The organism is Paraburkholderia caledonica NBRC 102488 (genome assembly GCF_000685095.1).
Taxonomy (GTDB): Bacteria; Pseudomonadota; Gammaproteobacteria; order Burkholderiales; family Burkholderiaceae; genus Paraburkholderia; species Paraburkholderia caledonica.
In genome coordinates this window covers 664,506-689,155 of sequence record NZ_BAYE01000001.1, presented here as the reverse complement: position 1 = coordinate 689,155, position 24,650 = coordinate 664,506, and the positions used below count along the sequence as shown (strand labels likewise).

Annotated in this window: 20 protein-coding genes and 1 tRNA gene; 14 read left to right on the top strand and 7 right to left on the bottom strand. The window is 62.4% G+C overall.

Annotated elements, in window-relative coordinates; genetic code table 11:
* Positions 1 to 23 precede the first annotated feature (23 nt).
* Positions 24 to 1,487, bottom strand: a complete 1,464-nt coding sequence (gene zwf, locus BCA01S_RS03185; RefSeq protein ID WP_027775666.1) for a glucose-6-phosphate dehydrogenase — start codon at positions 1,485 to 1,487, stop codon at positions 24 to 26.
* A 550-nt stretch (positions 1,488 to 2,037) separates the two neighbouring features.
* Here zwf and BCA01S_RS03180 point away from each other — a divergent pair.
* From BCA01S_RS03180 to BCA01S_RS03165, 4 genes are all read left to right on the top strand, one after another.
* On the top strand, positions 2,038 to 3,285 hold the full coding sequence (locus BCA01S_RS03180; protein ID WP_020065193.1) for an ABC transporter substrate-binding protein: 1,248 nt from the start codon (positions 2,038 to 2,040) through the stop codon (positions 3,283 to 3,285).
* A 245-nt stretch (positions 3,286 to 3,530) separates the two neighbouring features.
* The gene (locus tag BCA01S_RS03175) at positions 3,531 to 4,469 is read left to right on the top strand and encodes a carbohydrate ABC transporter permease (protein ID WP_027775665.1); all 939 of its coding nucleotides are present in this window, start codon (positions 3,531 to 3,533) and stop codon (positions 4,467 to 4,469) included.
* Complete coding sequence (locus tag BCA01S_RS03170; protein ID WP_027775664.1) at positions 4,459 to 5,316, top strand: carbohydrate ABC transporter permease; 858 nt, start codon at positions 4,459 to 4,461, stop codon at positions 5,314 to 5,316. The genes BCA01S_RS03175 and BCA01S_RS03170 overlap by 11 nt, the downstream gene beginning before the upstream one ends.
* Positions 5,317 to 5,429: 113 nt before the next feature.
* Entirely contained in the window at positions 5,430 to 6,545 is a 1,116-nt protein-coding gene (locus BCA01S_RS03165; protein ID WP_020065197.1) for an ABC transporter ATP-binding protein, read from the top strand.
* A gap of 82 nt (positions 6,546 to 6,627) precedes the next feature.
* Here the strand turns inward: BCA01S_RS03165 and BCA01S_RS03160 are convergent, their stop codons facing one another.
* The 4 genes from BCA01S_RS03160 to trxB form a co-directional block, all read right to left on the bottom strand.
* Positions 6,628 to 7,545, bottom strand: a complete 918-nt coding sequence (locus BCA01S_RS03160) for a LysR family transcriptional regulator (RefSeq protein WP_027775663.1) — start codon at positions 7,543 to 7,545, stop codon at positions 6,628 to 6,630.
* 194 nt (positions 7,546 to 7,739) lie between these two features.
* Positions 7,740 to 8,360, bottom strand: coding sequence for a trimeric intracellular cation channel family protein (locus tag BCA01S_RS03155; protein ID WP_027775662.1), 621 nt, complete (start codon positions 8,358 to 8,360; stop codon positions 7,740 to 7,742).
* Complete coding sequence (locus BCA01S_RS03150; protein WP_027775661.1) at positions 8,360 to 9,133, bottom strand: Smr/MutS family protein; 774 nt, start codon at positions 9,131 to 9,133, stop codon at positions 8,360 to 8,362. The genes BCA01S_RS03155 and BCA01S_RS03150 overlap by 1 nt, the downstream gene beginning before the upstream one ends.
* Positions 9,134 to 9,315: 182 nt before the next feature.
* Positions 9,316 to 10,317: a thioredoxin-disulfide reductase gene (gene trxB / locus BCA01S_RS03145; RefSeq protein ID WP_020065201.1), complete on the bottom strand. Its 1,002-nt coding sequence runs from the start codon at positions 10,315 to 10,317 to the stop codon at positions 9,316 to 9,318.
* A gap of 354 nt (positions 10,318 to 10,671) precedes the next feature.
* On the opposite strand from trxB, the gene BCA01S_RS03140 reads away from it, so the two are divergent.
* Positions 10,672 to 12,987: a DNA translocase FtsK gene (locus BCA01S_RS03140; RefSeq protein WP_027775660.1), complete on the top strand. Its 2,316-nt coding sequence runs from the start codon at positions 10,672 to 10,674 to the stop codon at positions 12,985 to 12,987.
* A gap of 445 nt (positions 12,988 to 13,432) precedes the next feature.
* Positions 13,433 to 14,161 carry an outer membrane lipoprotein chaperone LolA gene (gene lolA, locus BCA01S_RS03135; protein WP_027775659.1) on the top strand — a complete coding sequence of 243 codons (729 nt, stop codon included), beginning with the start codon at positions 13,433 to 13,435 and terminating at the stop codon, positions 14,159 to 14,161.
* Positions 14,162 to 14,244: 83 nt separating this feature from the next.
* On the opposite strand, the gene BCA01S_RS03130 is transcribed toward lolA, so the two are convergent.
* Positions 14,245 to 15,156, bottom strand: coding sequence for a LysR family transcriptional regulator (locus BCA01S_RS03130; RefSeq protein WP_027775658.1), 912 nt, complete (start codon positions 15,154 to 15,156; stop codon positions 14,245 to 14,247).
* Between the two features lie 196 nt (positions 15,157 to 15,352).
* On the opposite strand from BCA01S_RS03130, the gene speB reads away from it, so the two are divergent.
* Complete coding sequence (gene speB, locus BCA01S_RS03125; protein WP_027775657.1) at positions 15,353 to 16,342, top strand: agmatinase; 990 nt, start codon at positions 15,353 to 15,355, stop codon at positions 16,340 to 16,342.
* Positions 16,343 to 16,434: 92 nt separating this feature from the next.
* Here speB and cytX read toward each other — a convergent pair whose 3' ends face one another.
* The gene (gene cytX / locus BCA01S_RS03120; RefSeq protein ID WP_027775656.1) at positions 16,435 to 17,751 is read right to left on the bottom strand and encodes a putative hydroxymethylpyrimidine transporter CytX; all 1,317 of its coding nucleotides are present in this window, start codon (positions 17,749 to 17,751) and stop codon (positions 16,435 to 16,437) included.
* Between the two features lie 246 nt (positions 17,752 to 17,997).
* Between cytX and BCA01S_RS03115 the strand changes: the two genes are divergently transcribed.
* The 7 genes from BCA01S_RS03115 (at position 17,998) to minD (ending at position 24,648) form a co-directional block, all read left to right on the top strand.
* Entirely contained in the window at positions 17,998 to 19,311 is a 1,314-nt protein-coding gene (locus tag BCA01S_RS03115) for a replication-associated recombination protein A (protein WP_027775655.1), read from the top strand.
* 63 nt (positions 19,312 to 19,374) lie between these two features.
* Positions 19,375 to 20,670: a serine--tRNA ligase gene (serS, locus tag BCA01S_RS03110; protein WP_027775654.1), complete on the top strand. Its 1,296-nt coding sequence runs from the start codon at positions 19,375 to 19,377 to the stop codon at positions 20,668 to 20,670.
* A gap of 168 nt (positions 20,671 to 20,838) precedes the next feature.
* Positions 20,839 to 20,928 (top strand) — tRNA-Ser (locus BCA01S_RS03105).
* 218 nt (positions 20,929 to 21,146) lie between these two features.
* Entirely contained in the window at positions 21,147 to 21,932 is a 786-nt protein-coding gene (gene map, locus BCA01S_RS03100; RefSeq protein WP_027775653.1) for a type I methionyl aminopeptidase, read from the top strand.
* Between the two features lie 187 nt (positions 21,933 to 22,119).
* Positions 22,120 to 22,653 carry a GNAT family N-acetyltransferase gene (locus tag BCA01S_RS03095; protein ID WP_027775652.1) on the top strand — a complete coding sequence of 178 codons (534 nt, stop codon included), beginning with the start codon at positions 22,120 to 22,122 and terminating at the stop codon, positions 22,651 to 22,653.
* Positions 22,654 to 22,893: 240 nt separating this feature from the next.
* Positions 22,894 to 23,730 (top strand): septum site-determining protein MinC, encoded by an 837-nt coding sequence (gene minC, locus BCA01S_RS03090; RefSeq protein WP_027775651.1) that lies wholly within the window; start codon positions 22,894 to 22,896, stop codon positions 23,728 to 23,730.
* A 102-nt stretch (positions 23,731 to 23,832) separates the two neighbouring features.
* On the top strand, positions 23,833 to 24,648 hold the full coding sequence (minD, locus tag BCA01S_RS03085) for a septum site-determining protein MinD (RefSeq protein ID WP_007175863.1): 816 nt from the start codon (positions 23,833 to 23,835) through the stop codon (positions 24,646 to 24,648).
* Positions 24,649 to 24,650 lie beyond the last annotated feature (2 nt).

Sequence of the window (24,650 nt, the reverse complement as noted above, 5' to 3'; positions counted from 1 at the left end):
GAGCTGCGAAAATCCGCCGCGAATCAGTTCTCTTCTTCGAGCCAGCAGGTACCGTGCTGCGCAAGCATCGCGCTCGCGGCGGCAGGACCCCATGTGCCCGCAGCATAAGGCTTCGGCGGTTTGTTCGAAGCCTTCCATTCGTTCAGAATCGGTTCGACCCAGCGCCACGCGGCTTCCTGTTCGTCGCGCCGCACGAAGAGTGCGAGACGGCCGTTGATCACGTCGAGCAAGAGGCGTTGGTACGCTTCCATCTGCCCTTCGCGAAAGAACTGGTCGAACGCGAGATCCAGGTGGACGCTTGCGAGATTCATGCCTTCGCCGGGCTGCTTCGCAAGGCAGTACAGACGAATCGATTCGTTCGGCTGCAAGCGGATCACCAGACGATTGGCGCCTGCGCGCAACGCCGAAGCACCCAACGCCGAATGCGGCACCGCGCGGAAATTTACGACGATTTCCGCGACGCGGTCCGCAAGCCTTTTGCCCGTGCGCAGGAAAAAGGGCACGCCGGCCCAACGCCAGTTTTCTATCTCGACCTTCAACGCGACGAAGGTTTCGGTCGTGCTGTTCGGCTTCACGCCAGGTTCCGTCGCATAGGCGGGGACCGCGTTACCGCGAATTCCGCCGGCATGATACTGACCGCGCACCGCGACCTTGCCGATGTTCAGCGGATCGATTGGCTTCAACGCGCGCAGCACGCGCAGCTTTTCGTCGCGCACCGAGTCGGAGTCCATCGAATGCGGCGGTTCCATTGCGACGATCGACAGCAATTGCAGCAAATGGTTTTGCACCATGTCGCGCAGTGCGCCGGTATTGTCGTAGAAATCGCCTCGCGCCTCGACACCGAGTTCTTCTGCGATTGTGATCTGAATGCTTTCCACCCACTCGCGGCGCCACAGCGGCTCGAACAGCGCATTGCCGAAGCGCAGCGCCAGCAGGTTCTGCACGGGTTCTTTGCCGAGGTAGTGGTCGATACGGTAGATCTGTTCTTCAGCGAAGATTTCGCCGACCGCATCGTTAATTGCATTCGACGACTTGAGGTCGTAGCCGAGCGGCTTTTCCAGCACGATGCGCGCGTTTTCGTTAAGGCCCACCGACGCGAGCGCGCGGCAGATCGGCACGAACAGCGACGGACCGGTAGCCAGATAAAACACGCGAATGCCAGGCAGGTCTTTCACCGCATCGCGCAGCAGCGCGAAGTCTTCCGGATTGCCCAGGTCGATCTTCACGAACTCGATGCGTCCGAGAAAGCTGGACCATGCCGTTTCGTCGACACCGTTCTTCGACACATGCGGCTTGACGTGCTCGTTGACCCACTGGATGTACTCGCCGCGATCCGCAGCATGGCGCGCGACCGCGACGATCTTGCCGCTGTCGGCCAGCATGCCACCCGCACGGTGCGCTTCAAACAGTGCGGGGAGAATCTTGCGCATCGACAGATCGCCGGTTCCGCCGAAGAGAACGAAGGTGAAGCTTGAATCGGTTTGCATGAGTCTCCGTCGATGTCCTGGGGCCGCCGCGCTGACCGTTCACTGCCGTGAAAAGGGCGACCGTAGTCCGATAAAATATTTTTTGACACTGAATTGTAGTTTAACTACAATCCAAATCAAGAGGTAGCGCTAATTCGATGAAAAAAGCGTGCGCTGTCAGGTCAGTTGCACGTTTTCGCGAATCGGCAGGCGTCCCCTGCATGTTAACGGACATTGCGTGCCGGCATAGGCCAGCCTGTCCCGGCAGCCGTTACGGAAAGCCGGGCAGTGCAGGGCCGGCAAGCAGATTCCTCGGTTGACGTGCAAGGCACCTCGAGTCTGCCGCGCGAAGCGGGCAGGCAAAAATCAAAAGAGGAGACAGTCAGTTGCATCCCGAACCACTCATCTCTTGAGCTTCCAGCGGCCGGACATCGGTCCGCCGGCACATGCCTCGCGCATGCGCCCGACCGTGCTCGATCGCCCAGTGTTTTGCCTGTTTGAACCAACCACAGCACCCTGGCGACATCAGGGGCCATTTGTTTTTTGTTCAGGTGTCTGGAGGAGATAAGCAATGAAATTTCGCGCGATCATGGGCGCTTTGTGCGCCGCAGGTCTGATGTGTGGCGTCTCGGCCGTGCAAGCTGCCGAGTCGGTCGAAGTGTTGCACTGGTGGACTTCGGGCGGTGAATCGAAAGCCGTCGGCGTCCTCAAGGACGACATGACGAAGCAGGGTTACACGTGGAAGGACTTTGCGGTTGCAGGTGGCGCGGGCGCGGCTGCCATGACGGCACTCAAGACGCAGGTGATCTCGGGCAATGCACCGAGCGCTGCGCAGATCAAGGGCCCGCTGATTCAGGATTGGGCTTCGCAAGGCGTGCTGGTGCCGATCGACTCCGTCGCCGGCGACTGGAAGAAGAATCTGCCGCCGGAAATCGACAAGATCATGCACGCGGACGGTCACTACGTCGCTGCGCCGTTCTCGGTGCATCGCGTGAACTGGCTGTACATCAACAAGGCAGCGCTCGACAAGGCCGGCGGCAAGGTGCCGACCACGTGGCCTGAGTTCTTCGCGGTGGCCGACAAGATGAAGGCCGCTGGCATCCAGCCGATCGCGATGGGCGGCCAGCCGTGGCAAGACTTGACGCTGTGGGAAGACGTGGTTCTGTCGCAAGGCGCGGACTTCTACAAGAAGGCGCTGGTCGACCTCGACGAAAAGACGCTGACTTCGGACAAGATGGTCGGCGTGTTCGACACGGTCCGCAAGATCCAGGGTTACTTCGACGCGGGCCGCACGGGCCGTGACTGGAACCTGGCTACGGCAATGGTCATCAACGGCAAGGCCGGCATGCAGTTCATGGGCGACTGGGCGAAGGGCGAATTCGCCAACGCCGGCAAGAAGTCGGGCTCGGACTACGTGTGCGCGGCAGTGCCGGGCACGGAAAAGGCTTACACGTTCAACGTCGACTCGTTCGTGTTCTTCCAGCAGAAAGGCCAGAAGGCAGCAACGCCGGGCCAACTGGCGCTCGCGAAGACCATCATGTCGCCGGAGTTCCAGGAACAGTTCAGCCTGAACAAGGGTTCGATTCCGGTTCGTCTGGGCGTGTCGATGGCGAAGTTCGACGACTGCGCGAAGAAGTCGTACGCGGATGAACAGGTCGCGATCAAGTCGGGCGGCTATGTGCCGTCGCTCGCACACGGCATGGCTCAACCCGATGCAGCAGCCGGCGCGATCTCCGACGTTGTTACGAAGTTCATGAACTCGCAGCAGGATTCGAAGAGCGCAGTTGCGGCGCTCGCGAAGGCAGCGAAGACCAAGTAAGTGAAGTAGCGAAGCGGCGCGTCCGGGATCGGACGCGCCGCTTCGCGCCGCTGATGGTGCCGGTTCGCGTCGCGCGATGTGCGCTTTGCCCGATGCAGGCCCCGATGCAAGCGGCTTCACCCTGGGTTTCATAGAGTCACACCTATGCCGTTGCGGCTTCGCGTTTGTCACGTTCTCACGTTGCCGGTTGGCCGTGTGTGTCGACGTGAGTGGCCAGACGGTACAGTTTCAGCAGGAGTCGAGTAGTGACTGCTTCTATCAGCGGAAACGGGAAAACGGCCAGCGCCGCCCGCCGCGTGTCGCCCATGGCGGCCCTTGCCGATCGCTGGATCCCGAAGCTGGTGCTCGCACCCAGCGTCGTGATCAGTCTGGTATTCGTCTATGGTTTCATCGCCATCACAGGCTATCTGTCGCTGTCCAATTCGCGGCTGATGCCTCGTTATGAATTTGTCGGTCTCGACCGCTATCGCGAACTGTTCGATAACGACGTCTTCTGGACGTCTGCAGCCAATCTCGGCTGGTTCGGCATTCCGTTCATCGGCATCTGTATCGGCCTCGGTCTCTTCCTCGCGATCCTGCTCGATCAGCAGATCCGCAATGAAGGCGCGCTGCGCGCTGTGTTTCTTTATCCGATGGCGTTGTCGTTCATCGTGACCGGCACGGCGTGGCAATGGATCATGACGCCGAGCATCGGCCTCGAAAAGGTTTTCCACGACTGGGGCTGGACAAGCTTTTCCTTCAGTTGGCTCGGCGACCCCGACAAGGCGATTTTCTGCGTCGTTATCGCGGCGGTGTGGCAGTCCACCGGCTTCGTGATGGCGCTGTTCCTTGCCGGCTTGCGCGGTGTCGACGGTGAAATCTTCAAGGCCGCGCAGATGGACGGCGCGAATCTGCCCACCATCTACCGCAAGATTGTGATTCCGAGCATGCGTCCGGTGTTCTTTTCGGTGCTGCTGATTCTCTGCCATATCACGATCAAGACGTTCGACCTGGTCGTCGCTTTGACGGCGGGCGGTCCTGGCACGTCGTCGTCGCTGCCGGCCATTTTCATGTACACGTTTTCGTTCAATCGCGGGCAGCTCGGCGTCGGCGCGGCATCGTCGATGATGATGCTCGCAACCGTCGTGGCCGTGCTCGTGCCGCTCATGTATCTGGAATCGAGGAGCACCCGCAATGCAGCCTAAGATGACGATCAGCCGTGCCGTCATTTACGCGGCTCTGGTCCTGTTTGCCCTGTACTTCCTGTTTCCGCTGTACGTGATGCTGTCGACGTCGTTCAAGGACATCGACCAGTTGCGCACCGGCAACCTGCTTACGCCGCCTTCGCACTGGACCGTGGATCCCTGGATCAAGGCATGGAGCGGTGCGTGTACCGGCGTGCGTTGCGACGGCATGCAGCCGTTCTTCATGAACTCGGTGCGCATGGTGATTCCGGCCGTGCTGATCTCGTCGATCATCGGCGCGTTCAACGGTTATGTGCTCACGCACTGGCGTTTTCGCGGCGCCGATCCGATCTTCACGATGCTGCTGGTCGGCTGCTTCATTCCGTTTCAGGCGATCCTTTTGCCGATGGCGCGTTTCGAAGGCTTTCTCGGCCTTTCTAACACCACGACCGGTCTGGTGGTCGTGCACGTGATCTACGGCATCGCGTTCACTACCATGTTCTTCCGCAACTTCTACGTCAGCATTCCGGCTGAACTCGTGAAGGCGGCGCGCATCGACGGCGCGGGTTTCTTCACGATCTTCACGAAGATCCTGCTGCCGGTCTCGCTGCCGATTTTCATGGTGTGCCTGATCTGGCAATTCACGCAGATCTGGAATGACTTCCTGTTCGGGATTGTGTTCTCCGGCGTCGATTCCATGCCGATCACGGTGGCGCTGAACAACCTCGTGAACACCTCGACCGGCGTGAAGGAATACAACGTGGACATGGCCGGCGCGATCATTGCCGCGTTGCCGACCTTGCTGGTCTACATCGTCGCCGGGCGCTATTTCGTGCGCGGCCTGACGGCAGGCGCGGTGAAGGGTTGAACCCAGGCTAGACCATCCGAGCGCGGCGGCCGCTTCGTGCATGAAAGGCACCCAGCACCGCCGTCACCGACAAGACGTTTTCAAGCAGTACCAGAGACAAGAGGATTCACAGCATGGCAAGCCTTTCCATCCGTGACGTGTACAAGACTTACCCGAACGGGGTGCCGGTTCTGAAGGGTGTCAACATCGACATCGAAGACGGCCAGTTCCTGATTCTCGTCGGCGGCTCGGGCTGCGGTAAGTCGACGCTGCTCAACATGATCGCCGGTCTCGAAACCGTGACCAAGGGCGAGATTCAGATCGACGGCAAGACCGTGAACAACCTGTCGCCGAAAGATCGCGACATCGCGATGGTGTTCCAGTCGTACGCGCTGTATCCGTCCATGACGGTGCGCGAGAACATCTCGTTCGGCCTGAACATTCGCAAGGTGCCGAAGCAGGAGCAGGCGCAGATCGTCGATCGTGTGTCGAACACGCTGCAGATCACGCACCTGCTGGATCGCAAGCCCGGCCAGCTGTCCGGCGGCCAGCGTCAGCGCGTGGCAATGGGCCGTGCTCTCGCGCGTGACCCTGTGATGTTCCTGTTCGACGAACCGCTGTCGAACCTCGACGCCAAGTTGCGTATCGAGATGCGCTCGGAGATCAAGCTGCTGCATCAGCGTCTCGGCACGACGATCGTCTACGTGACCCACGATCAGATCGAAGCAATGACGCTCGGCGATCGCATCGCGGTGATGAAGGACGGCATCGTGCAGCAGTTCGGTGCCCCGCAGGAAATCTACGACTCGCCGTCGAACCTGTTCGTGGCGGGCTTTATCGGCGCGCCGCCGATGAACTTCATCCAGGGCAAGCTCGTCGAGCAGGGCGCGGGCGTCGGCATCGAACTGGATACGGGCGTCACTCGCACGGCGCTGAACCTGCCGTTCGATTCGGCGAAGGTCAAGTCGCACGTCGGACGTGAAGTGATTCTCGGCCTGCGCCCGGAGCGCATCACCGATGCGCGCGGTGCGCACGGCGACCACGCCCGGCTGCAACAGATCGAAGTGAAGGTCGATGTGATCGAGCCGACCGGTCCGGACACGCTCGTCTTCGCGCAGGTCAACGGCAAGCGCGTGGTGAGCCGCGTGCACCCGGCTTCGAACCCGCAGCCGTTGACGAACACGACGCTGCTGTTCGATACGTCGAAGGCGGTGTTGTTCGATCCGTCGAATGAAGAGCGGATCGCCTGAGCCGGATCTGACCGCTGCTGTTGGTCTGCATGAAAAAAGCCCCTTGTGTCGCCAGACGCAAGGGGCTTTTCGCTGAAGGGCGTCAAGCGTCCGGTATGCGCAGATCCGGGTTGTTGCGCACGAGCTCCGTCACCCATTCGGTAAATGCGCGCAGCCGCGAACTCAGATTGCGGCGATGCGCGTAAAGGATCGACAGCGGTGTGCTGGGGCTCGTGTAGTTCGTGAGGATTTCCTTCAGCACGCCACGCTCGATGAGATGCGCGACCATGAAGCGCGACGGCTGGATAATGCCGTGGCCGAGCGCACCCGCGCGAATGTAGACCGAGCCGTCGTTCACCGCGAGCACGCTTTTCATCGCGACCTTGACGATCTCACCGTTCACTTCGTATTCGAACGGAAACGTCTTGCCGGTTCGGGCCGACACATAGTTGACTGCGTGGTGTCCACTCAACTCATCGAGCGTGGTCGGCGTGCCGTGTTTGTCCAGATACGCGGGCGACGCGCACGTGACGATGCGCGCCTGGCCGATACGCCGCGCGACGAGACTGGACTCTTCCGGCGTGCCCATGCGAATGACGCAATCTACGGCGTCCTGTATCAGGTCGATGTTGCGGTCGGCCAGACCGAGCCGCACGTCGATTTCGGGGTAGCGCTGGTAGAAATCGTCGAGCGCGGGCAAAAGCAGCGCACGGGCGAGCGTGCCGGACGTATCGACGCGAATCGTGCCCACCGGATTCTCGCGCTTGTTCGACAGCGACGACTCCGCGTCGGCGACTTCGGCCAGAATGCGCACGCAACGGTCGTAGAAGAGCGCGCCGTCTTCGGTAACGCTCACCTGGCGCGTCGAGCGGTTCAACAGCCGTACGCCGACGTGTTCTTCCAGCGCCTGAATCGTCCGGCTGACTTTGGCGCGCGGCAGGTCGAGCGATTCGGATACTTTGGTGAAGCTGTTCGCTTCCACCACACGCGTAAATATCTCCATCGCTTCGAAACGGTCCATGTTTGGCCTTGTGAGTGATTGGCGGAAATAGGTTCGACGTGAAGTGTATAGGCTCGAATTAATATTGTCCGCATCGGGTGTGGCGGGCGGCAGCTAGAGTCTTCGTAGGACGCGCTGCCCCGGAACAGCCGGCACGGCGCCGAATACGGCTGAGGCGGCCGTGCGGCTAGTTCGGCCTGATCCGGCTACTGCGGCTAATGCGGCAATCGCACGTTGAACCGGAAGGTTGCGAGCCGCGACAGCAGAATGAACGCAGTGGCGATCAGCACGCTGTACACGGTGTCGAAATTCACATAATCCAGCAGCACATACAGCCAGCAGCCGACGAAAGCGCATGTCGCGTACGGCCGCGAGTCGCGCAGGATCAACGGCACTTCGTTGCACAGCACGTCGCGGATCACGCCGCCGAACACGCCCGTCGCCACGCCCATCAGCACGGACGTGAACCACGGCATCTGGGCGTCGTGCGCGATCGAGGTCCCCGCAATGCTGAAAAGCCCGAGGCCGATCGCGTCGGCCACCAGCAGCACGCGCTCGGACAGCAGGCGCGAGGTGGCTTTCAGCAGTGTGGGGGCGAACAGCGACATCGCGAAGATCGCGATCAGATATTCCTGATGTTCGACCCAGTAGAACGGACGGCGCTCGAGCAGGACGTCGCGCAGTGTGCCGCCTCCAAAGGCGGTGGCGATTGCGACGAGAAAGGCGCCCACGGCGTCGAGCCGACGGGTTTTGGCCTCGATAAAACCGGAAATGGCGTACGCGAAAATCGCCAGCGCCTCCATGAAGGTCAGCGCGAGCGTCAGCCTGGGATGGATCACCGTGGCTCCGCCGAAGCTCTTGCGTGAGCCGGCACAGCGCCCGGCTGCAGCAGCACGACCACAGCGCCTGCGCCGCCGTCATGCGGACGCGCCTGGCAAAACGCGATCACTTCGCTCTTCTGCACGAGCCACGCGCGCACTTTGCCCTTGAGCACGGGTTCCTTGCCGATCGAGCCCAAACCCTTGCCGTGGATCACGCGCAGGCAGCGCAAGCCGCGCTTTACCGACTCGCGGATGAACTCAGCCAGAGCCTCGCGCGCTTCCTCGCGCCGCATACCGTGCAGGTCGATCTGCGCCTGCACGATCCAGTCGCCGCGCCGCAGTTTTCGCACGACTTCCAGGCTCACGCCTGGGCGGCAATAGGAGAGCGTTTCGTCGGTGTCGAGCAATACCTCGGGGTCGAACTCGTCGGAAATCGCTTCGTGCAGCACGGCTTCTTCGTCGAGCCGCGTTTGCACCGGCAGCGGCGGCGGAGGATTGCGCGGCAACGATGCGCGAGGCGGCACCGCGAGCGGCGCGACTTCGCCAATCTCGCGGCGAAACAGATTGGCGTCTGCAGCCGCTTCGCGCTGTGCGGCCGCCGCGGCTGCGCGTTCACGCTCGCGCCGCTCGCCGTCGACCTTCAACGCATCGCGCAGCGCGCCCAGGCCCGCCAGACCCGCAGCCCGCTCGATTGCCGGCCTGGCGGCGGGGGCAGCCGGTTCCGGTGCGGGTCGCGCGGCGGCGCTGGCACGCTTGGGCTCGTTCGGGTGAGGCTGGTTCTTGGGCATGGCGGCAATACACGCGGAAAATGAGTCGATCGAAAGTAGATCAAGCGGCGCCTTGCGTGGCCGTGGCGCGGCTCTGAATGCAAAAGGCCGCGGGCTGGCGAGCCGCGGCCTATGTTCGAGCGAGCGGCGGGGCAAGGCCCAGCCGCCATTTTACCGTTGCGTTCGCGAGGAGACGCAGCCGATCAACGCTCCGCTTCCTGGCTCATCGCGTGCTCGCCGGCCATCTCGTTGATGGTTTCCAGATAGCGCTGCGCGTCGAGCGCTGCCATACAGCCGGTGCCTGCGCTCGTGATCGCCTGACGATACACGTGGTCCTGCACGTCGCCGGCGGCAAACACGCCCGGCACGCTGGTAGCGGTTGCGAAGCCGTTCAGGCCGCCCTTCGTGATGATGTAACCGTTCTTCATCTCCAGTTGGCCTTCGAAGATGTCCGTGTTCGGCTTGTGGCCGATCGCGACGAACAGGCCCTGCAACGCGATGTCGGTCGTCTCGCCGGTCTGCGTGTGCTTGATGCGCAAGCCGGTTACGCCGGACTGGTCGCCCGTGACTTCGTCGAGCGTATGGTTCCACTTGATCTCGACGACGCCTTCCTTCTCTTTGGCGAGCAGGCGGTCGATCAGGATCGGCTCGGCGCGGAACTTGTCGCGACGGTGAATCACCGTGACCTTCTTCGCGATGCCCGACAGGTACAGCGCTTCTTCAACGGCGGTATTGCCGCCGCCGATCACGGCCACATGTTGCTGCTTGTAGAAGAAGCCGTCGCAGGTGGCGCAGGCCGACACGCCCTTGCCCATGAACGCTTCTTCTGACGGCAGGCCGAGATATTGCGCCGACGCGCCCGTCGAGATGATCAGCGAGTCGCACGTGTATTCGCCCGAATCGCCGATCAGGCGGATCGGCTTTTCGTTCAGCTTGGCCGTGTGAATGTGGTCGAAGATGATTTCGGTGTTGAAGCGCTCAGCGTGCTCCAGAAAGCGCGCCATCAGTTCCGGGCCTTGCACGCCGTTGGCGTCGGCGGGCCAGTTCTCCACGTCGGTCGTGGTCATCAGCTGGCCGCCTTGCGCGAGACCCGTGACGAGCACCGGCGCGAGGTTCGCGCGCGCCGCATAGACCGCTGCCGTGTAGCCGGCGGGACCGGAACCGAGAATCAGAACCTTGGCGTGTTTCGTGGAAGTTGCGGGCATGATCGAATCCTTTTACGGCGCGCTGCTCGCCCATGCGAGGCTGCGCGACTTGGCTGAAACTGTAGATGGGTATCAGTCCGGCATTATAAAGGGCGGGGCGGCGGGCTGCTCCATGAAGCTTTCCGATCGCGGCGATAGCCCATGGCGCGTGCTTTCGAGCTGGCCGCGCGTTGATTTGACGCCTGCGTGTGGCCAATCGGCCAGGTTACCGTCATTTACAGCCTCGCGCGGGGCACTGCGTTTACAATAGGCCGGATCGAAGTTTCGGGTCGCCGGTGTCGTGCCCGCAGCCGCGCCCAGCGCGGCTCAGCTGCGCCCCGGCACACCGGATCGGCCACATAAGCAACAGGATCAATGGCAAAAGCTCCTTATACCGCGAGCGCGCAGGCATTGCCGCACCGCATGTCGCGTCTCTTCACCGAAATCCGCTGGATTCTGCAGGTCGCGCTCGGCGTTTTCCTGCTGATGGCGCTCGTCAGCTACAGCCGGCGCGATCCGAGCTGGACGCACGCCGCGCAGGTGGATCACATCGCCAACTGGGCAGGCCGCGTGGGCGCGTGGACCTCGGACATTCTGCTGCTGTTGTTCGGCCTCTCCGCTTACTGGTGGATCGTGCTGCTCGGCCGCCATATCTCCGCGAACTACAAGCGCATCACCCGTCACGAAGACTTGCAGGAAGACGCGCCGCGCGATGCCAGCTGGCTCGCGGACGCCTTTGCGTTCATGCTGGTGCTGCTTGCCTGCGACGGCATCGAGGCGTTGCGCATGTGGTCGCTCAAGGTGCAATTGCCGCGGGCGCCTGGTGGCGTGATCGGCGAAGCGGTCGCGCGCGGCGTGTCGCATGCGCTCGGTTTCACGGGCGGCACCCTCGCGCTGCTGATCGTGCTCGGCATTGGCTTGTCGTTGTATTTCCGGTTTTCGTGGCTGTCGGTGTCGGAGAAGCTCGGGGAGTCGATCATTTCGGCTGTGACCTTCGCGAAGCTGCGCCGCGAGGCGGGCCGCGACCGCAAACTGGGCGAAGCGGCGGCGGTAAAGCGCGAAGGCAAGGTCGAGAAAGGCCGCGTGCGTATCGAGGAGCACGAGCCCGTCGTGATCGTGCCGCCGGTCGTCACCCCGGCCAAGTCGGAGCGGGTCGAGAAAGAACGGCAAGTGCCGCTTTTCACCGATCTGCCCGGCGATTCCACGCTGCCGCCTATCTCGCTGCTCGATCCGGCGCCCGCCGCGCAGGAAACCATTTCGGCGGATACGCTCGAATTCACCTCGCGTCTAATTGAGAAAAAGCTCAAGGACTTTGGCGTCGAGGTGAGCGTCGTCGCCGCGTATCCGGGTCCGGTCGTCACGCGCTACGAGATCGAACCCGCCACCGGCGTGAAGGGCAGCCAGATCGTGAATCTCGCAAAGGACCTCGCGCGTTCGTTGTCGCTCGTATCGATCCGCGTCGTCGAAACGATTCCGGGCAAAAATTTCATGGCGCTGGAACTGCCGAATCAGCGCCGCCAGACCGTGAGCCTGTCCGAAATTCTCGGCTCGGCGGTGTATGCAGACGCCGCATCGCCGCTCACCATGGGGCTCGGCAAGGATATCGGCGGCAAGCCCGTATGCGCGGACCTCGCGAAGATGCCCCACCTGCTCGTCGCGGGCACGACCGGTTCGGGCAAGTCGGTTGGTATCAACGCAATGATCCTGTCGCTGCTCTACAAGGCGAGCGCCGACCAGGTCCGCATGATCCTGATCGATCCGAAGATGCTCGAAATGAGCGTCTACGAAGGCATCCCGCATCTGCTCTGTCCGGTGGTGACCGACATGCGCCAGGCGGGTCACGCGCTGAACTGGGCAGTCGCCGAAATGGAGCGGCGCTACAAGCTGATGAGCAAGCTCGGCGTGCGTAACCTCGCCGGCTACAACAACAAGATCGACGAAGCCGCCAAGCGCGAAGAAAAGCTGCCAAACCCTTTCAGCCTCACGCCGGACGAGCCGGAGCCGCTTACGCGCCTGCCCAACATCGTCGTCGTGATCGACGAACTTGCAGACCTGATGATGGTGGTCGGCAAAAAGGTCGAGGAACTGATCGCGCGAATTGCGCAGAAGGCGCGCGCCGCCGGCATTCACTTGATTCTCGCCACGCAGCGTCCGTCGGTCGACGTGATTACCGGGCTCATCAAGGCTAACGTGCCGACGCGGATGGCGTTCCAGGTGTCGTCCAAAATCGACTCGCGCACGATTCTCGATCAGCAGGGCGCGGAATCGCTGCTCGGTATGGGCGACATGCTCTACCTGCCGCCGGGCAGCGGCTTGCCGGTCCGAGTGCACGGCGCGTTCGTGTCGGACGAAGAAGTGCACCGCGTCGTAGACAAGCTCAAGGAGCAGGGCGAGCCGAACTATATCGAAGGCATTCTCGAAGGCGGCGTAACCGGCGAGGGCGACGAGGGCTCGGCGGGCGCCGGAGCGGGCGGATCAGGCGACGGCGAATCGGATCCGCTTTACGATCAGGCAGTGGACGTGGTGCTGAAAAACAAACGCGCGTCGATTTCGCTGGTGCAGCGGCATTTGCGCATCGGCTACAACCGCGCGGCGCGCCTGCTTGAGCAAATGGAAAATTCAGGCGTGGTGTCGGCGATGTCGTCGAACGGCAATCGCGAAATTCTGGCACCGGCGCGAGAGGCGGAGTAGGCGTTATGGCGGGAGGCGAATGGCCAGTGTTTTTCCCGCTTTCGGGGCCTGGTTCGCGGATGGTCTTCTGAGGCGTGGTCCCGACGGCTCCAACGGCCTTGCTTCATGGTGGGCTTTGAATGTCGACTTTTGAACGTCCGCTTTCAAGGTGGGCATCAAAAGTCCGCTTCAAAGGTCCGCTGCGAAGATCCAGGTTCAAGGTCCACTTCGACGCCGACTTCTAAGGCTCGTTTAAGCCTGCCTGTCTAAGCTCGGTTGTGGGCTCAGCGCGACAGACCGCAGGGATCAAAGTCTCATGTGTTCGCCCCGAGCCTCGCACAGCAAGCGTCACGCTGTGCTCGCGGCCACCGGCAAACACTGCTCATGTCGATGCGCCGCAATCAGAGCCAATCAAAGCCAGACAAAGCAGTCGCTCAACGAATTCAAATCAAGGGAGAGAAATCATATGCAGCTATTTGTGCAGCAGCATGCATCCAGCAGCGTCGGCCGGTTTGCCCGCGCAATCGCACGCGGCGTCGGTACAGCAGCGATCGGCGCGACGATGCTCGTCGCTTCGCAGGCGTTCGCGAGCGGCACCGAGCAGCTGAAAGCGTTCGTCGCGCAAGTTCACTCGGCGCGCGGCACCTTCGTGCAGCAGGAAGTGCGCGCGCCCAGCAAGGCGCAAGCAGCGAGCGGCGCAAGCGGCGTGCTGTCCACCACGGGCAACGGCAAGAACGGTACGTCGAGCGGAACGTTCACGTTCGCGCGTCCCGGCAAGTTCATCTGGCAATATGAAAAACCCTACGCGCAGTTGCTGCAGGCGGACGGCGACAAGCTTTACGTCTACGACAAGGATCTGAACCAGGTGACGGTGCGAAGCCTCGGCGGCGCGCTCGGTGCGAGCCCGGCGGCAATTCTGTTCGGCAGCAACGATCTGGACAAGAACTTCACGTTGCGCGATGCAGGTGTCAAGGCTGGCATCGACTGGCTCGAACTCACGCCGAAAGCGAAAGACACGCAATTTCAGCGCGTGGGCATTGGCTTCAAGGACGGCAATCTGCAAGCAATGGAATTGCACGACGTATTCGGCAACGTGACGTTGCTGACCTTCTCGAACATCCAGAAGAATCCGCCGCTGCCCGCGGATGCGTTCAAATTTACCGTGCCGAAAGGCGCTGACGTGATCAACGGCTAAGCCTTCGCCGTGCATTGATGTTTGCGAGAGAAGCCGCGCCGAACGCGCGGCTTTTTTATTGCCGGTACAACGCGGCGAGCGCGCTACGCTTTCGCTTCGACGGCATGGGCTGCCTTCATATCGTCGATGAACGCTTCGACAATATCCGTTCGATGCTGCCGCGTCCGCGTGACCATATGAAACGCGACGCGATAACGCATTAGCTCCGGGTTCAACGCGGCGAGCAGTCCTTGCTCGACGAACGGCGCCGCGAAGTGTCCGGGCAGATAGCCAAGGTGATGCCCGGATAGCACGAGCATCGCGACCGCTTCCATGTTGTCCGCGACCGCGGTGACGTTACGCGGCGTTGTCGAACTTTCCGCTTCGGGCAACGGATAGGTGCGCCACGCCCATTCGTGCGTTGCAGCTTGCTCGGGCGACACGCCGCCGGCTGAAGCAAACAGCGGATGTCCTTTCGCGCAATATGCGAACTGGTCTTCGGCAAACACCTCGGTATATTCGAGCGACGGCACGCGATGCCAGAAATACCCGATGCCCACCTGAATCCGGCCATTGAGCAGTAACTCTTCGAGCTCGCCGGGCGAGCGCACCAGAATCGAAAATCGCACTGACTGGTCGCGCGAGCGAAACCGGCCGATTGCGCTGCTAATGCGCGCACTTGCCGATACGGGCGTGTGCCCGATCATGCCGATGTCGAGTGTGCCCACGAGCTTGCGGCCGACATTGCGCGCCTGCATGCCGAAGCTGTCGACGGCACCGAGCAGCGCGCGAGCGGCATCGGCGAACTGTTCGCCGCGCGCGCTCAGGCGAAAGCCGCCGCGGCCGCGTTCGCATAGCCGATACCCGAGGCGCGTTTCGAGCGTGGCGAGTTGCGCGCTGATGGTCGACTGGCCGACGTTGAGCGTGGCCTGGGCCGACGAGACGCCGCCCGCGTCGACGATCGCAAGGAACACGCGGATGAGTCGTAAATCGAGGTCGGTGAGTTGGGAGAACATGCGTCAGGATACATCGCTGTAAATCGATGTAAAGGTTACTGCGCGGCTATTTTAAGTTGACGTGAAGTGCTCAAGAATGGAGGTTCACCCGGCTTGCATGCGTTCCCGAGTGCCTCCGGAAGGCATGAGCGCACGTAACAGGTAGCCGGTTTGCAGATTCCCAACTGCTGCGTCTTCTTTTCATTGCCGAGCCACGATGAATACTTCTTCTTTCATTTCTCCTGAAGCCGGTGAACGGCCGCAGCCGCTGTCCGGCAATGCAATGCCGCGCTGCGGCGGCATTGCCACGATGATGCGCCTCCCGAACGTGGGCTCGGCGGAGGGATTCGACGCATGTTTCGTCGGCGTGCCGTTCGACCTGGGCACGTCCAACCGCACTGGCGCGCGCTTCGGGCCGCGCCAGATTCGCAGCGAATCGGTGCTGCTGCGCCCTTACAACATGGCAACGCGCGCGGCGCCATTCGATTCTCTGCGCGTGGCCGATCTGGGCGACGTCGCGATCAATCCGTACAACCTGCACGATTCGATCGCCCGGATCGAAACCGCTTACGACGAGATACTTGAGCACGATTGCAAGCCGGTCACGCTTGGCGGCGATCACACCATCGCGTTGCCTATTTTGCGGGCGATTCATCGCAAGCACGGGAAGGTCGGCCTGATTCACGTCGACGCCCACGCCGACGTCAACGACACAATGATGGGCGAGAAAATTGCCCACGGCACGCCGTTTCGTCGCGCGGTCGAAGAGGGATTGCTCGATTGCGAGCGCGTCGTGCAAATCGGTCTGCGCGGCACGGGCTACGCGGCAGAAGATTTCGACTGGTGCCGCGATCAGGGCTTCGAAGTCGTGCAGGCCGAGGCATGCTGGAACCAGTCGCTTGCGCCGCTAATGGCACGCGTGCGCGAGCGCATGGGCGACGGCCCGGTCTATATCACGTTCGACATCGACGGTATCGACCCGGCCTTTGCACCCGGCACCGGCACGCCGGAAATCGCCGGGCTGACCGTGCCGCAGGCGCTCGAAATCATTCGCGGTGCCCGCGCCTTGAATATCGTCGGATGCGATCTGGTGGAGGTGGCGCCGCCGTACGATCCGTTTGGCACGACGGCGCTGCTCGCCGCGAACCTGGCGTTCGAGTTGTTGTGCGTGCTGCCGGGCGTCGAGTACCGGACTGCTGCTCGCTGAGCTTGGTCGCCATCCGCTGCGATGCGCGGCGGATGCAACGAAAAAGGCCTGCAAATGCAGCCCTTTTCTTTAATTACGGCGTACTGAGCCGCTCACGCGTACGCGGCTTTACGCGTCGACACGAACGCGAGGTAACACACCGCGCCGATCACCAGCGCGGGCAGCGTCGCGCCGAGATTCGGCAACCATTGGTTGATCGCCTGATAAGCGGCAATGCCGATCGCCCACGCAATGAACGCGCTCAGATGCCAGCCGCCCGAGAAGCCGTAACGACCGCGTACGTCGGCGAGCATGGCGGCTTCTATACGGCGCTTGCGCACGATGAAGTGATCGACCAGCACCACGCCGAAAAGCGGCGCGAACACCGAGCCGATCAACAGAAGGAAATTCTGATACTTCGCCATCGGTATAAGCAGCGCGATCAATGTGCACAGCGCGCCGAACGCCGCCGACAGCATCGGCACACTGCCGCGCGCCCAGAAGGTGCCCGTCGACACCGCCGCTGAATGAATGTCGGCGAATGCGTTGTCCACTTCGTCGATCAGAATAAGCAGCAATGCGAGCCCGCCGCCGGCTTGCGCAAGCGCGCTTGTCAGCAGCGCGTCGCCGCCACCGGCGGCCAGACCGTAGATCGCGCCCAATGCATAGAACCAGATGTTCGCAATGCCATAGCCGAGCAGCGTGCCGCGGAACGTGTCGCCGGCGCGGCGGCCGAAGCGCGTGTAATCCGCGATCAACGGTAGCCAGGAAAGCGGCATCGCCACCACGAGGTCGATAGCGCCGCCGAACGACATCTCGCCGGTGCCCGGGCGGCGCATCATCGCGCTCAGGTCATGCTGCGCGAGCAGGCTCCATGTGAGCCATGCCGCGCCCGCGAGCAGTAGCCAGATGCCCCACGTGCGCAGAAAGCGCCGCACGAACGAGAGCGGGCCGCTGATCGCGAGCAGCGTCGCCAGCAAGCCGAAGATGATGGTCCAGACGAGCGGCATGGAAAGACCGAACGCCTGCTTGGCAAGAGCGTCGGCGGAATCGCGCATGACGATGATTTCGAACGAACCCCAGCCGACCAGTTGCACGGCGTTCAGCACAGCCGGCACCGACGCGCCGCGCACGCCGAGCGTCGGACGCAGCGAGGACATCGCCGCGAGCCCGGTGTCCGTGCCGATCACGCCCGCGAGCGCGAGCAGAACCACGCCGATCGCGCTGCCGATCACGCTGGCCAGCAGCGCGTGCGGCAGCGACAGTCCCGGCACTAGCAGCGCGCCGGCTTGCGCGACCAGCAGGCCGATGCCGAGCGAGAACCAGAGCGCGAACGCGTCGCCGGTACGGAAGGCGCGGCGCGCGTCGGGTACCGGCGTGAGCGGCGCGTAGGTGGAACCGGCGTCGCCGGCGAGTGGATCTTGTGCCATTGGGTCTTGTCCCTGAGTCGTGTTGCAGTTGCTGTTCCGGGTGCTCTTGTTTGCGAGTCAGCGTGCATGTTCAGGATGCGCGCCGTTCGTCCTGGCGCGGTCACTGTCATAATGCAGGACGTTTCCCACGCCTCGCGCGTGCGGGTTTTGCGCTCTCGTCCGGCAGCATGCCGCCTTCAGGCCGATCATCACACGGACCATCGTGCGGGCCGCGTCCGGAAAAGCCGAGATTATCCCCAAAACGTCATGTTCGAAGAAACCCGTGCCAATGTTCCGCTCGCCGAACGCCTGCGGCCCCGCAATATCGACGAAGTAATCGGTCAGAAGCATCTGCTCGGCCCGAACAAGCCGCTGCGGGTCGCCTTCGAATCCGGTGAAGCGCATTCGATGATCCTCTGGGGGCCGCCCGGCGTCGGCAAGACCACGCTCGCGCGGCTCATGGCCGACGCGTTTCACGCGGAATTCATCGCGTTGTCGGCGGTGCTGTCCGGCGTGAAGGATATTCGCGAGGCGGTGGAGACCGCGCAGATTCATCGCGCGAACGGGCATCAGACGCTAGTGTTCGTCGACGAAGTGCATCGCTTCAACAAGAGTCAGCAAGACGCGTTCTTGCCGCATGTCGAGTCGGGGCTCTTCGTGTTCATCGGCGCGACTACGGAGAATCCGTCGTTCGAAGTGAACAGCGCGTTGCTGTCGCGCGCCGCCGTCTACGTGCTCAAAAGTCTCACCGAGGAAGAGTTGGGCGAACTGCTCGAGCGCGCGCAACAGGAACTCGGCGGCTTGACGTTTACCGACGAAGCGCGCGATGCGCTGATCGGTTCCGCCGACGGCGACGGCCGCAAGCTGCTGAACAACCTTGAGATCGTCGCGCGCGCGGCTTCGCAGCAGAAGACCACGGAGATCGACGGCGCGTTGCTCGGCAGCGCGCTCGCCGAGAATCTGCGCCGCTTCGACAAGGGCGGCGACGCTTTCTACGACCAGATCAGCGCGCTGCATAAGTCGGTGCGCGGCAGCAGCCCGGACGGCGCGCTCTACTGGTTCTGCCGCATGCTCGACGGCGGCGCGGACCCGCGCTATCTGGCGCGCCGCATCGTCCGGATGGCGTGGGAGGACATCGGGCTTGCCGACCCGCGTGCGGCGCGCATCGCGCTCGACGCCGCCGAGACCTACGAGCGACTCGGCACGCCCGAGGGCGAACTGGCGCTCGCGCAGGCGATCATCTACCTGGCCGTCGCGCCGAAGTCCAATGCCGGCTACAACGCGTACAACGAGGCGCGCCGCTTCGTGGGCAAGGACAAGTCGCGCGGCGTGCCGGTGCACCTGCGAAACGCGCCGACCAAGCTCATGAAGGAGCTCGGCTACGGCCACGAGTATCGCTACGCACACGACGAACCGGATGCATACGCGGCCGGCGAGACGTATTTGCCCGAGAACATGCGCGATCCGCATTGGTACACGCCGACGCCGCGCGGCCTCGAAGGCAAGATAGGCGACAAGATGGCGCGTCTTGCCGAACTCGACGCGCAGTGGCGCAACGAGAACAAGCCCAAGAAGAGTTGAGCCTGTCCGGTGCCGCCGGTGCGCTAAAATCCCATCTTCATACAACGAACACCGCCCCATCCCATGCTCGACATCCAGCTGCTGCGCAAAGACCTCGACGGCGTCGCGAAACGCCTCGCCGACCGCGGCTATACCCTCGACGTGGCGGCGTTTACCGCGCTCGAAGCGGAACGCCGCGACACCCAGACTCGCACCGAAGAAATGCAGGCGCGCCGCAACAGCCTGTCGAAGCAGATCGGCGCGATGAAAGGGCGGGGCGAGGACACTTCGGCCGTGATGGCGGAAGTCGGCGGCATCGGCGACGAGATGAAGGCGTCGGCAGCGAAGCTCGACGACATTCAAAAACGTCTGTCGGATCTTCTGCTCGGCGTGCCGAATCTTCCGCATGAGAGCGTGCCGACAGGACGCGACGAAGCGGACAACGTCGAGGTGCGCCGTTGGGGCACGCCGCGTCAGTTCGATTTCGAAGTCAAGGATCACGTGGATGTCGGCGCGCCGCTCGGCCTCGATTTCGAGACCGGCGCCAAGCTGTCGGGCGCGCGCTTCACGATGCTGCGCGGGCAGATTGCGCGGCTGCATCGTGCGCTCGCGCAGTTCATGATCGACACGCACACGCAGCAGCATGGCTATACGGAGATTTACACGCCGTATATCGTGAATCCGGAAATCCTGTACGGTACCGGCCAGCTGCCGAAGTTCGCCGACGACATGTTCCGCGTCGAGAAGGGCGGCGGCGAAAACACCGTGACGCAGTATCTGATCTCCACGTCGGAAATTTCGCTGACGAACACGGTGCGCGACAGCATCGTCGAAGCGGGTGCGTTGCCGATCAAACTGACCGCACATTCGCCGTGCTTCCGTTCGGAAGCGGGCTCGTATGGGCGCGACACGCGCGGCATGATCCGTCAGCATCAGTTCGACAAGGTTGAAATGGTGCAGATCGTGGCGCCGGAAACGTCGTATGACGCATTGGAGCAGATGGTCGGCCACGCTGAGACGATTTTGCAGAAGCTGGAATTGCCGTACCGCGTGATCACGCTGTGCACGGGCGACATGGGTTTCTCGGCGACCAAGACTTACGACCTCGAAGTCTGGTTGCCGGCGCAGAACACCTATCGCGAAATTTCCAGCTGTTCGAACACGGAGTCGTTCCAGGCTCGCCGGATGCAGGCGCGCTACCGGAACGCGCAAGGCAAGCCGGAACTCGTCCATACGCTGAACGGTTCGGGTCTTGCGGTGGGTCGCACCCTCGTGGCGGTGCTCGAGAACTTCCAGAACGCCGATGGCTCCGTGACGGTGCCGGCGGCACTGCGACCATACCTTGGCGGCGTCGAGCGGCTGGAAGTGCCGGCGGCCTGATTCGCGTCGCGTGGACGCAACCGCGTGGTTTGGATCGCCGGGATTCGTCGAAATTTTTTCGGCGAGGTACTTGGAAATCCAGATCAGCTGTTCTATAATCTTTCTCTCCCAAGCAGCGACCCGCTTGGATCTGACAAAACCGCCTCGTTGTGGCAAGTCGGAAAACACGGAAAGGTGGCAGAGTGGTCGAATGCGCCGGACTCGAAATCCGGTGTACCTTTAGGGGTACCGTGAGTTCGAATCTCACCCTTTCCGCCAAATTCAGAAAACAGGCCCTTCGGGGCCTGTTTTCGTTTCCGCTTGTCAAATGACCTGTCGTTCTGACGTCGCATATAAGTCTGGCATTCATAAGCGATGCTAACTTATCGCTGACGCATCGACCTCTTCCCCGCTTTGCCCGGCCCCCGCGCCGATCCTCTGTACAATTGGCCGTTCGATTGAATATCGACCTACCTGCGAACCCATCGACCGAATACATGGCCATTACCTACAAGACTCCCGACGACATTGCCAAGCTGCGTATCTCTGGCCGCCTTGCGGCCGACGTGCTGGCCATGATCGGCGAGCACGTGAAGGCCGGTGTCTCCACCGACGAGCTGGACGCACTGTGCAATGACTACATCGTCAACACGCAAAAGTCGATTCCGGCCAACGTCGGTTATCTGGGTTTTCCAAAGACGGTGTGCACATCGGTCAATCAGGTGGTTTGCCACGGCATTCCGAACCGCAGCGAAGTGCTGAAAGACGGCGACATCATCAATATCGACGTGGCGATCATCAAAGACGGCTACTTCGGCGACACGAGCCGCATGTACTGCGTCGGCCAGCCGAGCACGGTGGCTCGTCAACTGGTCGACACGACGTATGAGGCGATGCTCGCGGGCATTCGCGAAGTGAAGCCGGGGGCGACGCTTGGCGATGTCGGCCACGCGATCCAGAAGGTCGCGCAGCGCGATGGTTTTTCGATCGTGCGCGACTACTGTGGCCACGGCATCGGCAAGGTTTATCACGAAGACCCGCAGGTTTTGCATTACGGCCAGCCGGGCCAAGGCGTGCGTCTGAAGCCCGGCATGGTCTTTACGATCGAGCCGATGATCAACGCGGGCCGCGCCGGTACCACGGTATTGCGCGACGGCTGGACGGTGGTCACGAAAGACCGCTCGCTGTCAGCGCAGTGGGAACACATGATCGCGGTCACCGACGACGGCTACGAACTCCTCACGCCCTGGCCGGACGGCACCGGCAGCTACGCAGCACCGTGAGGCAAACGCGCTGCGCATGACGTCGACGGGCACGGCGCCGGGCGCCAGGCGCGCGAAATGCTCAAAGTTGCCTGCGCGCTTTGCGTGAACCGGCTTGCGCGATAAGATCGCCCGTCAAAGAATGAATTGACTCTCGCGCCGGTTCGGTTAAAGCTACGGCTTAAGGTTTCAAGGGGTTTTCGTCTGCATGAGTCCGTCACTGACCGTTCGCCGTATCGCCGCTGATCAGGGCGCCGTTTTTCGCGAACTTCGTACAGCGTCCCTGCGTGAGGCGCCCTATGCGTTCGGCGCAACGCTAGAAGACGCATTGTCCGCGGATGCCGCGAGCTTTGACGCCGTCGCCGCAGAACACGCGGTTTCTGCCGCCATCGGCACTTTCATTCTCTACACCGAGGGTCATCCGGCCGGCCTGGTTGAAGCGCACTTCGAAGAAGCCGATGAGCGCCGCGCGTTCGTGTGCGAGTTGTGGGTGGCGCCTGCGGTCCGGCATCTGCGCGGCGGAGAGTTGCTGGTCGATACGGCTAGCGGCTGGCTTGCCAACGAGGGCGCGGCGGAAATCTACGCATGGGTCGCCGACTCGAATCGCAGCGCGATGCGTTTTTACGAAGCGCTAGGTTTCGGGCCGACCGGCGAACATCGGCGCGTCGCGCGTGCGCCCGAGCAGGTCGAAAGTCTGCTGGTTCGCCACGTGCCGCCCACGTCGACAGCAGTCGACCAGTGAGCTATCGAGTAGCGCAACCGTCCGCCGCCTGTTTCGAATTCCCGTCCGCGTCTCTGTCCGCATCTCCATCCGCATCTCCGTCCGCATTCCAGCAGCGTTCCCGCCTCGCCCGTTCATGTGCCGCGCGGGTCGATCGTTTCCGCGCGAGCACGTGTGAACATTCAGCCGCTCGTTGCCCGGCAAAAAATCTCGCCGCGCGCGCGGACGCCTGTAAAATACGCAAAATTTTTGCCGAACGTTATGTCGCCCAAGAAATCGCCCTTTTTCGAACTCCGCAGCGGTTCCGTCGACACGCTCCTGTTTGTGGTCAAGACAACCGACCTCGATGCCATGCGTGCCGAGCTGAACCGGCGCTTCGAGGCGACCCCCGAATTTTTCGCTAACGACGTCGTCGCGATAGACGTGCGCCGGCTCGCCGGCAACGAACGCGTGCCGCTCGCCGAGATTGCACAGCTGCTTGAGAGCGTGCGCATGCGTCCGGTCGGCGTGGTCGCCGACACGCAGCAGTCGTGGGCAGCGGAGTCGGCGCTGCCGTTGCTCGAAGCGCGCGACCGCCGCGGCGCGTCCGCAAAATCGGCTGACGAAGAAACCGCAGGCGCATCGGCGGCGGACATGGCCGACGCAGCAAACTCAGGCGCGAACTCAGGCACAAGCGCAGCGCCTGCGAATCAGACGGCCGCAGCCGCGGCGGTCGAGCCCGCGCCTGCGCCGGCCGCCGAGCCCGTGCGTCTTGCCACGTCTTCGCAAACCATGGTGGTGGAGAAGCCGCTGCGTTCGGGGCAGCGCATCTACGCAAAGGGCGATCTCGTCGTGCTCGGGCTCGTGAGCTACGGCGCGGAAGTTATCGCTGAAGGCAACATCCATATCTATGCGCCGTTGCGCGGCCGTGCGCTCGCCGGCGTGCAAGGCAATCACGACGCGCGCATCTTCTGCACGTGTCTCGAACCGGAACTCATCTCGATCGCGGGCATCTATCGGACGACCGAGAACCCGCTGCCGGCCGACGTGCTCGGCAAGCCGGTGCAGATCTGGCTCGAAGACGAAAAGTTGATGATCGAACCATTGCGGCTCACGTAAGCGCTGTCGGGTCCGCTGCGCCGAACGTTGACGGCGCGCGGCGTCGGGGGCGAAATATGGCCGCACATAATTGACGAATTTGACGAACACAAGGTAAGGGTAATGGCAAAAATCATTGTGGTGACATCGGGCAAAGGTGGCGTGGGCAAGACGACCACGAGCGCGAGTTTTGCATCGGCCCTCGCGTTGCGTGGCAGCAAGACCGCCGTGATCGACTTCGACGTCGGTCTGCGCAATCTCGATCTCATCATGGGCTGTGAGCGCCGCGTCGTGTACGACCTGATCAACGTCATTCAGGGCGAAGCCAATCTGAACCAGGCGCTGATCAAGGACAAGAAGTGCGAGAACCTCTTCATTCTGCCGGCCTCGCAAACGCGTGACAAAGACGCGCTGACCATGGAAGGCGTCGAGAAGGTCATCAACGACCTGATCGCGATGGACTTCGAATACATCGTGTGCGACTCGCCGGCCGGTATCGAATCCGGCGCGCTCCTCGCCATGCACTTTGCCGACGAAGCGCTGATCGTGACGAACCCGGAAGTGTCGTCGGTGCGCGACTCGGACCGCATTCTCGGCATCCTGTCGTCGAAAACCAAGCGCGCGATAGAAGGCAAGGAGCCGATCAAGGAGCACCTGCTGATCACGCGCTACAACCCGAAGCGCGTGAGCGAAGGCGAGATGCTGTCGCTGACCGACATCCAGGAAATCCTGCGCATCGACCTGATCGGCGTGATCCCGGAATCCGAAGCGGTGCTGCACGCGTCGAATCAGGGTCTGCCTGCAGTGCATCTCGACGGCACCGACGTGGCCGAAGCTTATAAAGACGTCGTATCGCGTTTTCTCGGCGAGCAGAAATCGCTTCGCTTTACCGATTACCAGAAGCCCGGGCTGCTGCAGCGCCTCTTCGGCACCAAGTAAGG